Raw genomic sequence first — 12,302 nt, forward strand, 5'->3', positions numbered from 1 at the left:
CTTCGACAAGCTCAGCACGAACGGAGCTGGAAACCGGTCAGCCGCTGACCCCGAGCTGGCCAAGCGACTTCTCCAGCATCAGCAGCTGCCACAAGGTGCGCGAATGGTCGGCACGGCCCGCGATATGCGCTTCGGCGAGCGCGGCCATCGACTTCGCGTCGAAGAACCCCGTCTGGGCGAGGCTCCCGGTCGCGATCCCCCGCGAAGCCCCGGCGAGCGGCCCCCTCAGCCATTCGGCGATGGGCGTGACGAAGCCCTGCTTGGGGCGGTAGAGGATGTCGTGCGGAAGGTAGCGTTCGAGGGTCTTCTTCAGCAGGTGCTTGCCCACCGATCCGCGCACCCGCATCCCCTCGGGCAGGCGCGCGGCGAATTCGACGAGGCGGTGGTCGAGCAGCGGCTCCCTCGCCTCGAGGCTCACCGCCATGCTGGTGCGGTCGACCTTGGTGAGGATGTCGCCGGGCATCCAGAAGGTGAGGTCGGCATATTGCGCGCGGTCGAGCCCGCTGCGCCCGGGGGCGGTGCGCATCAGGGCGATCAGCTCGTCCTCGGCGCGAAAGCCCTCGAGGCTGGCGGCAAAGCTGTCGGAATAGAGCGCGCGGCGCGCGTCCGGCAGGGTCACCGAGAGGCCGCGGGCATAGCCCTCCTCCCCGCTCTCCGCCAGCGCCAGCAGGGTCGCCTTGGCGCGCAAGGGACGCGGGGCCCAGTCGGCCTTGGGCCATGCGTGGCCCAGCGTGCCGAACAGCGGCGCGCGCAAACCGGCAGGGAGGACGGAGCGGGCGCGTTCCTCGTGGTGGTGGAACACCTGCCGGCGGTAACCGGCGAAGGCCTCGTCCGCCCCGTCGCCCGAAAGCGCCACCGTCACCCGCTCGCGCGCCAGCTGGCACACGCGCCAGGTGGGAAGGGCCGAGGCATCGGCGAAGGGCTCGTCGAACATCGCGGCGAGGCTTTCGATGGCGGCGAAATCGTCGGTCGCGACGATCCGCTCCTGATGGTCCGCCCCGAACTTGGCCGCGACCTGGCGGGCGTAGGAGGTCTCGTCATAGGCGGCGACATCGAAGCCGATCGAGCAGGTCTGCACCGGCTGGGCGCTCGCCTCGGCCATCAGCGCGACCACCCCGGAGGAGTCGACCCCGCCCGAGAGGAAGGCACCGAGTGGCACGTCGGCGACCATGCGCGAACGCACGCCCTCGCGCAGCAGGTGGACGAGCTGGGCGGAGAGATCGGCCTCGCTCCCCCGCTCACGGTGGGTGAAGTCGATGTCCCACCAGCGTTGCGGCCGCCCCGGGGCCTTGCCTTGCTCCATCAGCCAGAAGTGCCCTGCAGGCAGCTTCTCGACCCCGGCGAGGATCGCATGGCTGTCGGGCACGTAGCCCCAGGCCATGTAGGCCTCGATCGCCTGCGGGTTGACGCGGCGGCGCAGCTGCGGATGGGCGAGAAGGCCCTTCAGCTCCGAGGCGAAGGCGATCGAGCCGTCCGAGAGGTGCGCGCAGAACAGCGGTTTCACCCCGAAGCGGTCGCGGGCAAGCAGCAGGCGGCGCTTCTCGAGGTCGAACAGCGCGAAGGCGAACATCCCGTCGAGCCGCGCGAGGCAGTCGACGCCCCAGCGCTGGTAGGCGGCGAGGATCACCTCGGTGTCACCCGAAGTGCGGAAGGAGAAGCCCGCCTGCTCCAGTTCGCGGCGCAGCTCGCGGAAATTGTAGATCTCGCCGTTGAAGACGATCACCGCCCGGCCGTCGGCGGAGTGCATAGGCTGCGGGGAACCGGCGAGGTCGATGATCGAGAGGCGCCGGTGGCCGAGGCCCACCCCGCGGTCGGTCCACACGCCCGCGCCGTCCGGCCCGCGATGCGCGAGCGCGTCGCACATCCGCTCGACCCGCGCAGGGTCGACCGGCTTGGGGGTTTCGGCATGGAAGATCCCGGCAATCCCGCACATCGCGACGTCTGGCCTAAAGCAGCAGGCCGAGCGCGGCAATCGCGGCAAGGGCGATGATCGCAAGCACCGCGCCGATGGGCGCAATCCGGAAGGCCTCGGCGCGCGCGACCCAGCGCCAGCCCGCGATGGCGGCGAGCGACCAGCCATGCGTATCGGGCTCGCGCGTGGCGAAGCGCCATGCCGCCCCGAGCAGCAGCGCGACGATGATCGCGAAGAAGATCCAGCCATAGACGATGTGGTCGAACCCGGTCGCCCGATCGGCGCCGATGACCTGCGCGACCCAGATCGTCGCGAAGGCGCGCACCCCGTTGGCGAGGATCGGGACGATGATGCAGGCGGCCATGAAGGCGATCCGGACCCGCCAGCGCGAGAAGCGGACGGCGCAGACCAGCACGCCCAGCTGGACCATCGCGATCAGGAACTTCACCCCCGAACAGGCCTCGGCGACGATGAACAGGCCGGCGGGCGTGTGGATATGGATCCCCTCGATCCGCGCCGCGACCCCGCTCCAGCGGGTCAGCGCGATGGCAATGTCGGCGGTGAGGTATTGCAGCGGCGCGATGATCTCGTCGCCGAAGGGCACGAGGAAGGAGGCGAAGGCGAGCGGCACGGCCAGGACGAGGCTGACGCGCAGCCCCAGCACCGTCACCACCGCCGCCTGCAAGGCCAGCACCGCCCCCGCTTGCGCGACGAGATCGATGCCCAGCCTCGCGCCCCAAACCCACAGGCCGAGCGCAGCTGCCACCGCGAGGAGGGCGGGCGCGAAGGGCTGCGGGGCGAGGGAGGCAAGCTCGCGCTCCTTCAGGGCCACCAGCCAGGCCACGATGAAGGGGACGAGCAGCAGGTGGTTGTAGGTGTCGATGTTCCACCACTGGTGGACCATCGCGCCCCAGGCACCGGCGGTCACCGCGACCAGCGCGAGCGCCGCCAGGGCGAGGGCGGCAAGCGGCGCGCGCCACGCGGCGGGAAGGCCGGCGGCGGCAGGAGCGGGCGCGAGGGAGGCGGCTTCAGGCGGCATCGCGCTGCCCCGCCCTGTCCCGCTCCCCGCCGAGAAGCGCGGCAACGGGCGCCGTCATCACCGCATCCCAACCGTGATGCGCGAGCACGAAGCGGCGGGCCGCGGCGCCGATGCGCGGCCCCGCCCCGGGCTCGGCGAGCAGCGCGTCGATCCGCGCGGCCATGACCTCCGGGTCGGGCGGGACGACGAGCCATTGCGCGCCGTCCTCGGCGGCGATGCCGGTCGCGGCCTCTGGGGTGAGGATGACGGGCCGCGCCATCGCCATCGCCTCGAGCACCTTGTTCTGCACCCCGCGCGCGATCAGCAGCGGAGCGAGCACCGCATCGGCGGCAGCAATGAAGGGGCGCACGTCCGCCACCGCGCCCCACACATGCACGCCGGGCGCGCCGCGGCGGGCCATCAGCGCCGCGGTCGGATTGCGGCCGACGACGTGGAACACCGCCTGCGGATGCGCGGCGCGCAGGCGCGGCAGGAGGGCGTCGATCACCCACAGCGCGGCCTGTTCGTTGGGGCGGTAATCCATCTGTCCGGTGAAGACGAAGTGCGGACCCGGCTGGCCCACGATCGCCGGGTGCGGGGCGGCGGCGGCGGGATCGAAGAAGGCGGCGTCGATGCCGTTGCCGATCACCTGCACATCGACCCGCCCCGGATCGGCGAGCCGCCTGCGATAGAGCGCCGCCTCTGCCCCGGAGATCAGGATCGTCGCGTCGGCGCGGCGTCCCAGACGCACCTCCTCGGCGGCAAGCAGCCGCGCCTCCCGCGCGTTGAGCCATACGCGCTCGCCCGCGGCGGCGTAGGATTCGAACTTGGCGCTGTCGACATCGCACAGGTCGACGATGACGCGCCCCGCAAAGTCATCGGGCACATATTGCCCCATCTGCCCGGAGAAGACGACGATCGCCTCGATCGCCTCGCGGGCGATGGTCGCGCGCACCCATTCGGCCAGTCTGCGGCTGTGGAAGGCGGTGAGGCTGACCGGCTTGCACGAAAGCACCGCCTGCACCCCGGCAAGCGGCAGCGGCATGGTGCGCGCCACGACGCAAGCCGAGGCCGCCAAAGCGGCGAGCGCATCCTCGCCCCCGCCGTCCTCGTTCGCGAAGCAGCCGACATGGACCGGCCCGAGCCGCGCCAGCGCCTTCAGCAGGTGGTGCGAGCGGATGCGGTCGCCGCGATCGGGCGGAAAGGGCACGCGGTGAGCGAGGAAAAGGATGCCCCCCATCACGCCAGTCCGCGCGCGATCCACGGCCCCAGCGTGTTCGCCACCGGCAGCGGCAGCTTCTTCCACAATTCGATCTTGCGCGAATAGCTCGCGTCGGTGGGGTCGATGTTGCGCGCGGGCTGCCCCGGCGCGGTCCATCCGGCATAGGTGAGCGGCTGCGGCTCGAAGCCCCAGTTCTTCTTGAAGGCGAAGGGCCCGCTCCCGGTCTTCGAGCGACCGAAATCGAAGCGCTCCATCCCCTGCCGGCGGGCGTGGAGCATCAGCTCGTAATACATCACCTCGTTGGCCCGCGCTGCGCGCGCGGCGAAGACCCCACCGCCCCAGAACGGCATGACCGCGCCATCGTGGTAGAAGCTCAGCACGCTCGCCAGCGGGGTTTGGCCCGCCCACACGGTGAGGATGTCGCTGCTCTCGGGGAAGGCGTCGAGCATCGCGGCGAACAGCGCGCGGGGAAAGACGGGGGTGCCGAGATTGCGCACGCTGGCGCTGTAGCAGGCGTAATGGGCGGCAAGATCATCCCGCCCGCGGCCGATGGTGATGCGGTGGCCGAAGCCCAGCCCCTTCCTCACCTCGGCCCGCGCCTTGCGGGGAATGGCGAGGAGTAACGCCTCGTCGTCGGCGGCAAGCCTGCGTTCGAAGCCGCAATGCTTGTCGGACCAGCTGTCCCAGCCTTCGGGCACCGGGCCGCCGCGCAGTTCGATCCCCGCGTAGCCGCCGCTCATGGCATGGGCCTGCGCCGCCTCGGCAAGGGCGCGCGCGGCATCCTCGCTGGCGGCGATGATACCGCCGCCGACTCCGAACCCGCTCGACACCAGCGCCTTGCCGAACAGCGTCGAGCGCACCTCGGTCAGCGGCAGCCAGCCCGTCACCGTGCCGAGCCGTTCCGCCACGAACCCGGCGGCGCGCTGGCCGGTGCCGGCTTCCACGGCGCGCAGCCAGGCCGGGCGGTGGAACAGGCTCCCGCGCGCCTCGGCCACGAAGCCCTCGATCCGGCGCACCTCTCCCGCATCGCGGAAATCGAGCGGGCGCAGCATCGTCGCGGCCCTGACCGGCGCGTTCATTCCGCCGCCTCCGGCAGCACCAGGTCCTCTGCCCGTGCCGCCTCGCGGTGGGCGACGAGGTCCATCCGGCCCCAGCGGAATTCGTGGACCAGTTCGCGCAGCTTGCCCGCCATCTTGGCGAGGCCGGTATAGTGCCGGAAGCGCGAGCGCAGCGGCGCGTGGCCGACGCGGGGCTGGTCGGGATCGACCTCCCATGGGTGGAAATAGAACACCGCCGGGCGCTGGTCGCGGCGGTTGACCTGCCGGATCGCCCAGCGCGAGAAACCATAGGGCAGCACCCGGAAGAAGCCCCCTCCCCCTGCCGCCACGCGCCGTCCGCCGAGGATCGCGGTGGTCACCGGGATCTCGATCATCGAGGACCACGGCAGCGGGCGGAAGGCGAAGCGCGGCGCCTCGGGCCAGCCATAGTGATCGTGCACGATCGGCGCGACGCTGGAGGAATAGGCATAGCCCTGCTCGGCCAGCTCGGCGAAGGCCCAGGGGGTGCGGTGATCGATCGAGAAGCTCGGCGCACGGTAGCCGGTCACGGCCACGCCGGCGCAGTCCTCGATGATGGCGCGCGCCTTGCGGATGTCCTCGGCGAATTCCCTGCGGGTAAAGGTGAAGACCCGCGCATGGTCATAGCCGTGGCTGGCGATCTCGTGCCCGGCATCGACGATGCGGCGGATCATGTTGGGATGACGTCCGGCAACCCAACCCAACGTGAAGAAGGTCGCACTGACGTCGGCCTCGGCGAAAAGGTCGATCACGCGGTAGACATTGTCCTCCACGCGCGTCTTGATGCTGTCCCACTCGCCGCGCGCGATCACGTTCTCGAAGGCGCCGACCTGGAACCAGTCCTCGACATCGACCGACAGGCCGTTGACGATGCCGGATGCGGCAGGCGCGATGCCGGAGGGATCGGGAAAGGGCGCGTTCATGGCCTCAGGCGGCCCTGCGCGACGGGTCTTCCTCGAGCCACTCGATCAGCATGGTGAGCACGTGACGGAAGGATTGCTCCTGCTCCTCGAGCCGCGCCTCGATCCGCTCGAGCGCGGTGGCGAGACGGGCTTCGGCGAGGGCTGCATCCTCCGGCGAGACGCCCTCGCCCGGTACCGGGCGCTGGCCGAAGCCGGCCGCCTGCAATTCGCCGATCGCCGCTTCGAGCTCGGCGGTGCGGGCATCGCGCTCGGCAAGCAGCGCGGCGACCTCGGTCACGGGCAGGCTGCCCTGCGGCGCGGCGGGCACAGCCGCGGGGGCGGCGGCGGCGGGCGCGCTGCGCAGATCGCTGCCGGCGCGCGCGCCGCGGTTCTGGTCGGCGGCCATTTCGGCAATCACGTCGTCGAGCATGGCGAGGCTCAGCTCGGAACGCTCCTCGATCGCGCCGAGCAGCAGCAGGCGGTTCATCACCTGGTTCACCCGGCGCGGAATGCCGCCTGTGTGACGGTAGAGCGCATCCAGCAGCCCCGCCTCAAAGCCGGGACGCCCGTTCCACCCGACATGGGCGAGACGGTGGCAGATGTAGTTCTCGAGCTCGCTCGCATCGAGCGCCTCGAGGTGATGCGAGGCGATGATGCGCTGGCGCAGCTGTTCGAGCCCGGGGTGATGGGCAAGCGTGCGGCGGAACTCGGGCTGGCCGAGCAGCAGGCTCTGGAGCAGTGGGTGCGAGCCGAGCTGGAAGTTCGACAGCATCCGCAGTTCCTCGAGCGCGGTCAGCTCGAGGTTCTGGCATTCGTCCACCACCAGCAGGCAGCGCCGTCCGGCGCGCGCCTCGTCCTGGAGGAAACGTTCGATCGCGCCCAGCGCAGCGGCCTTGTCGTGGCCCTCGACCGCCAGGCCGAAGGCTTGCGCAACCACGTGCACGATCTCCGCCCCGTCGAGCGCCGAGGTGACGACCTGCGCCACAGTGAGCGCCGCCGGGTCGATCCGCTCCATCAGGTGCGCGACCAGCGTCGATTTGCCCGCGCCCACCTCGCCGGTGATGACGATGAAGCCCTCACCTTGGCCGAGACCGTAGCCGAGATAGCTCATGGCCTTACGGTGGCTGATGCTCTCGAAGTAGAATTGCGGATCGGGGGTCAGCTGGAAGGGTCGCCCGCTGAAGCCGTAGAACTGTTCGTACATGAGCCGCTTACCCCTCAGAAATTGTAGCGCAGACCGACCAGCGCGGTGGCGAAGGCGAAGTCCTGGGCGGTGAACTCGCTGTCGAAGTAATCGACCGCGATCGCTGCCCGGCCCACGAGGCGCTGGGTGATCGACTGGTTGTAGGCGAAGGTGCCGCCCACGGCGGTGACATTGTCGTTGGCCCCCGCCCCGTCGAACCAGTTGACGTAGGCGTTGGTGGTGATGCTGGCGGCCTGTCCGATCTCGCGGGTGAGGCCGCCGATGACGTAATAGGTCTCGTCGGTGAGCCCGTTGACGGGCGCAAGCGCCGTGCCGGCCGCCGCGATGAAGGTGCGCCGGTCGTAGCCCGCGCCGAGCGCCGCGGTGGTACGGCCCATGATGCGCTGGTAGGACGCGCGCACCCCGCGGCCGCGGAACGCCGCCGAACGGGTCGAACCGAGGCCGCCGATCACCGATTGCCCCTCGGTGCCGGTGACGAGGCCGCCGAAATCGCCGGTGACGGGATTGCGGATCGCCTGGAAGTCGCTGTCGAGCCCCGCGAGGGCGTTGTTCAGCACCCCGCCGAAGCCGCTCACCCCGTCATAGGCCGAAAGCGCGAAGGCGCTGCGCTGGCTGGGGACATAGGTGAAGGTGCCGTAATAGGTGGTCGAATCGTAACGCCGCCCGACCGCCGCCTGGAGGTTGGTGCGCGACGAGGGGCGCCACAGCACGCCCACGTCCCACAGCAGCCCGTCGACATCGAAGGCGATCCGGCGCGGCGCGGTGGGGTCGGTCACGAAACGGCCGTCGGCGCCGATCACAGGATTGCCGTTGGCATCGCGCACCGCATCACGGCTGGAGATCTCGACATCCTCGTAGCCCGCACCTGCCACGAGCGCGAGGCTGGGCGAGATCGGAACGGTCACATCGCCGCGCACATAAAGGTCGCGCACGCGCTGGTCGAGATTGCCGATGTCTTCCTGGAAGCCCCCCGCCGTTACCGCAAGGCCGACCGGCAGCACGGTGTCGGGGCGCACCCCGGCGCGCAGCTGGCCGAGATAGGTCACGCTGTCGTCGAACACGTCGACGGCGTTGCCCGCCTGGGTGACGAGGGCGTTGTCGGCCTCGAAACGGTTGTACCCGATGCGGCCCACGCCCTGCACGTCGACATCGCCGACGCGGGTGTTGAGGCTCGGCCCGGCATAGGCGGAATAGATGCGGCTCTCGGCATCCTCGCGCACCAGCGGGTTGGCGCTGGTGCCGCCGCCGGCATCGATCCGGGTGCGCGAGGCCAGACCGCCCGCCTCGAGGCTCAGGGTATTCGGGACCAGCGAAAGCGTCGTGCGGGCGATGCCGCTGATCGTGTCGCTGTCGATGCTGTCGTCGCCGTAGCCGATGTTGCGCTCGTAGCGCAGCGAGACCGCCGCGCCGCTGTTGCGGCCCTGGACGTTGATGTCCACGCCCGCCGCGATCTGGGTGAAGGTGACCACATCGTTGCCGGGGCTGAGCTCGGCCGAGACGACCTGGCCGACCTCGATATAGGGCTGGACCACGCGGTTCGACCGCTGGCCGGGGGTGCCGCCCCCCTGCCCCCGACCCTGATCCTGAGCGATCGCCGGGGCGCCGCCGACCGCCACGAGGACGGCGGCGATCAGCCCGGCTGCGAAGTTGCGGGGACGCATCATCATTTCCCCTTCGGTCCGTAGGAGCCGAAGCGCCGGCCCGAGGGGCTGTAGCGCGCGGCGTTGAGAAGCAGCTTGATGTCGCCGCAGGCCGAAAGCAGCTGCTGCGCATCCTCGAGCGCGGCGCGGCTGGTCTCGTCGGCGCGCACCACCAGCAGCGCCTGGCCCACATGCTGGGCGAGCTCGGCAGCGGGCGACGCGGCGAGCGCGGGCGGCGTGTCGAAGATCACGATCCGCTCGCCCGACCCGGCGGTGAGGCGATCCAGCACCTCTGCGGTGCGGGTGCTGGCAAGCCATTCGGCATCGCGCGCGCTGGCGGTGCCGGCGGGGAGCACGAACAGGCCCTCGATATCGGTGCGGATCACGAGGCTCTCGGGCAGGATCGAGGGATCGGCGAGCGCATCCATCAGGCCCTGCTCGGCTTCGATCCCGAGCCGCGCGGTCACGCTCGGCTTGACTACGTCGGCATCGACCAGCAGCACCTCGATCCCGCGCTCGGCGGCGAGCGCGATGGCGAGGTTGGTGGCGCAATAGGTCTTGCCCTCGCCCGGATGGGGCGAGCACACGAGGATGCGGCGCGACAACGCGCTCTCGTCGGCGCGGGCATCGGCGAGCAGCTCGCGCTTAACGATGCGGAACTCCTCGAGAAGGCCGGTCACCGGGTCCTCGGGCACGATCAGCCCGCCGTCGCGCAGGTGATCGCGGTCAATCGCGGCATGGGGACCGCAGAATGCAACGGCCTGCGGGGCCGGATGGGCCGGAGCGGCCTTCTGTGCCGGCGCGGGGGTGCCCTGAGGCTGCGGCGCGGGTGCAGCGGGACGGCGCAGGCCGGGCGGCACCGGCGGCACATCGAACGGCACGGGCGGCAGCTTGACCCCCGATGCCCGCGGATCGAGGCCGTAAGCCGCATCCGCCCGCTCGAACAGCGATGCCGGCCGTGCACCCTCGCGGTTGATCTTGCCCTGATCGGTCATCGTCTTTTCCCGTCCTCAGGCCATCGTCCCGACCGAGACGATCTCGATCGCGAGCAGGATCACGAACATCGCGGCAAGGCCGCCGCAGGCCCCGGCAAACTGCTTGAGCCGCCGCCGCTCGGTCACCCGCGCGGCATCGGAAACGGTCAGCGAGATCGCGCCGATCACCGGCAGATCGAAGGCGCGTTCGAGCTTCTGCGGCGTGGCGAAGCTCGACTTGAGCTGGCCCATCGCATAGGCCGCCGCCACCCCTGCGCCGAGCCCGACCACCAGCACGCCGAGCAGCAGCAGCGGCCGGTTGGGCGCGGCGGGCTTCTGCGGCACGGTGGGCTGCTGGATGATGTCGAAGCGGAACTGGCTGGCCTTGTCCTCGACCTTGCCGCGGGTACGCAGCGCCTCGCGGTCCTGCAGCAGCTTTTCGTAGTTCTGGCGCAGCACGTCATAGTCGCGGCTGATGCGGTTGGCCTCGGCGGCGACCGCGGGCTCGCTGGCCTGGCTCGCCATCAGCGCGGCGAAATTGCTCTGGAGCGCGGCGCGGCGGGCCTGGAGCGCCTCCACGCTGGCCTGCCGCTCGGAACGGATCGCGATCAGCGAGGCATAGGCCGGGTTGGGCGTGCCGCCCGCGTCCTCGCCCGCGCCTGCGGCCTGCTTGGCGAGCAGCGCGACCTGCCGGTTCATCGCCACGATGTCGGGGTGGCTGTCGGTCAGCCCGCGCGCGCGCAGTTCGGCGAGCTGGGTCTGGGCCTGGAGCAGCGCGGCGCGCGGGCCGCTGGCCTGCGGGCCGCCGGCAAGCGAGCGCGGGGTGCTGGCGAGCTGGGCGGAGATCGCCGCCAGCCCGCTTTCCGCCGCCGCCAGATCGGCATCGACGTTGCGCAGTTCGGTGCGCGCCTGCTGTACCTTGTTCGACAGACTCTCCGAACCGCCGACGAGATCGGGATACTGCGCCTCGAAGGCAAGGCGGCGCTGTTCGGCCTGTTCGAGCTCGAGCTTGCGCTCGTCGAGCTGGCGGTCGAGATCGCCGATCGCGGTGCTGATCCCGGTGCGGTTGCCGATCACGTGCTCCTCGCGCAGGATGTCGAGCAGCTTCTGCACCACATCGCGCGCGAGCACCGCGTTCTCGGCATCGCCGAGGTCGCCGCGCCCGATCTCGGCGGTGATCTCGAACAGGTTGTCCTGCTCGCTGGTCACCTTCACCTTCTTTTCCAGCTCGGCGATAGCGGCATCGAGCGCGCCGCGCTCGGTGATGCCTTCGCCGAGGCGGGTCGAGGTGATGACCTTCTCGAGGTTCTTGGCGCTCGAGAGCGTCTGGCGCACCCGCATGATCTCTTCCTTGCCGTCACCGGCAATGCCGAGCTGCTTGGAGAGCACGTCCTGCACGTCGACATAGACGCGCGCCTTGGATTCGTACGTGTTGGGGATCATCGCGATCACAAGCCAGCCCAGCAGGCACACGCCCCAGGCGGTCGCGATCGCGATCCAGCGCCGGTGCCAGACCGACCACAGCGCGGCGCGCAGCTCGTCGAAGATCTCGCTCATGCCCCCGCGCGCCCCTTAGAACCGGCTTTCGGGAATAATGATGGTGTCGCCGGGCTTGAGCATGACATTGGCGCTGGAATCGCCCTTGCGGATGAGATCGGACAGGCGCAGGCGGTATTCGACCTGGGTGCCCTTCTCGCGGTCGAGACGGATCAGCTTGGCGCGGTTGCCGGCGGCGAATTCGCCGAGGCCGCCCACGGCGATCATCGCGTCGAGCGCCGTCATGTTGGCGCGGAACGGCAGCGAGGCGGGCTGCGGGGTCGCGCCGATAATGCGCACCTGCTGGGTGAAATTGCCTTCCGGCGTGTTGACGATCACCGAGACTATCGGCTGCTCGATATACTTCGACAGCTCGCCGGCGATGTAGTCCTGCAGCTGGGTCGCCGTCTTGCCCACCGCCGGGATGTCCTGCACCAGCGGGATGGTGAGACGCCCGTCGGGGCGCACGCGCACCTTGTCTGCGCTGAGTTCGGGGTTGCGCCAGACGTGGATGGTGATCTCGTCCAAGGGCCCGATGGTGTATTCCTCGGACGGCGCGACGGAGCCGTCGCCGTAGCTTGCCGGGGGCAGCTGCTTGCCCCCGCCCGCGCAGGCCCCCAGCAGGGCCGAAGCAAGGCCGAGAGCCGCGAGGTGCTTGAGAGGCGGACGATGAAACATCGGTTATGGATCCTTGGCCGTTCCTGGGTGGGGCCCCGTTAACCCGCAGGAGCGACCTGCGACACGAAAGCGCCCGGATATCGGGGCTCTTGTCGCCGGAAATGGTGAACATCTGGTTAGTTATACAGCGCCAAAACCGG

10 protein-coding genes are annotated in these 12,302 nt (G+C 70.3%); all 10 read right to left on the reverse strand.

What is annotated here, in order from left to right; genetic code table 11:
- Positions 1-37: 37 nt before the first annotated feature.
- Genes CBR61_RS11200 through CBR61_RS11245 form a run of 10 tightly spaced genes read right to left on the reverse strand, consistent with a single transcriptional unit; the run spans position 38 to position 12,162 of the window.
- Complete coding sequence (locus CBR61_RS11200) at positions 38-1,933, reverse strand: XrtA/PEP-CTERM system amidotransferase (protein WP_088914434.1); 1,896 nt, start codon at positions 1,931-1,933, stop codon at positions 38-40.
- 13 nt (positions 1,934-1,946) lie between these two features.
- Positions 1,947-2,951, reverse strand: coding sequence for an exosortase A (gene xrtA, locus CBR61_RS11205; protein ID WP_088914435.1), 1,005 nt, complete (start codon positions 2,949-2,951; stop codon positions 1,947-1,949).
- A complete protein-coding gene (locus CBR61_RS11210; protein WP_088914436.1) occupies positions 2,941-4,170 on the reverse strand; it encodes a TIGR03087 family PEP-CTERM/XrtA system glycosyltransferase in 1,230 nt (409 codons plus the stop codon). The genes xrtA and CBR61_RS11210 overlap by 11 nt, the downstream gene beginning before the upstream one ends.
- Positions 4,170-5,231 carry a FemAB family XrtA/PEP-CTERM system-associated protein gene (locus CBR61_RS11215; protein WP_088914437.1) on the reverse strand — a complete coding sequence of 354 codons (1,062 nt, stop codon included), beginning with the start codon at positions 5,229-5,231 and terminating at the stop codon, positions 4,170-4,172. The genes CBR61_RS11210 and CBR61_RS11215 overlap by 1 nt, the downstream gene beginning before the upstream one ends.
- Entirely contained in the window at positions 5,228-6,151 is a 924-nt protein-coding gene (locus CBR61_RS11220) for an XrtA system polysaccharide deacetylase (RefSeq protein ID WP_088914438.1), read from the reverse strand. Before CBR61_RS11220 ends, CBR61_RS11215 begins: the two co-directional genes overlap by 4 nt.
- 4 nt (positions 6,152-6,155) lie before the next feature.
- Positions 6,156-7,334, reverse strand: coding sequence for an XrtA/PEP-CTERM system-associated ATPase (locus CBR61_RS11225; RefSeq protein ID WP_088914439.1), 1,179 nt, complete (start codon positions 7,332-7,334; stop codon positions 6,156-6,158).
- Positions 7,335-7,348: 14 nt separating this feature from the next.
- Positions 7,349-9,001 carry a preprotein translocase subunit YajC gene (locus CBR61_RS11230; protein ID WP_233996710.1) on the reverse strand — a complete coding sequence of 551 codons (1,653 nt, stop codon included), beginning with the start codon at positions 8,999-9,001 and terminating at the stop codon, positions 7,349-7,351.
- A complete protein-coding gene (locus CBR61_RS11235) occupies positions 8,998-9,969 on the reverse strand; it encodes an AAA family ATPase (RefSeq protein ID WP_088914440.1) in 972 nt (323 codons plus the stop codon). Before CBR61_RS11235 ends, CBR61_RS11230 begins: the two co-directional genes overlap by 4 nt.
- Before the next feature lie 15 nt (positions 9,970-9,984).
- On the reverse strand, positions 9,985-11,505 hold the full coding sequence (locus tag CBR61_RS11240; protein WP_088914441.1) for an XrtA system polysaccharide chain length determinant: 1,521 nt from the start codon (positions 11,503-11,505) through the stop codon (positions 9,985-9,987).
- Between the two features lie 15 nt (positions 11,506-11,520).
- Complete coding sequence (locus CBR61_RS11245; RefSeq protein ID WP_088914442.1) at positions 11,521-12,162, reverse strand: XrtA/PEP-CTERM system exopolysaccharide export protein; 642 nt, start codon at positions 12,160-12,162, stop codon at positions 11,521-11,523.
- Between the last annotated feature and the right edge of the window lie 140 nt (positions 12,163-12,302).

Source organism: Porphyrobacter sp. CACIAM 03H1, assembly GCF_002215495.1.
Taxonomy (GTDB): Bacteria; Pseudomonadota; Alphaproteobacteria; order Sphingomonadales; family Sphingomonadaceae; genus Erythrobacter.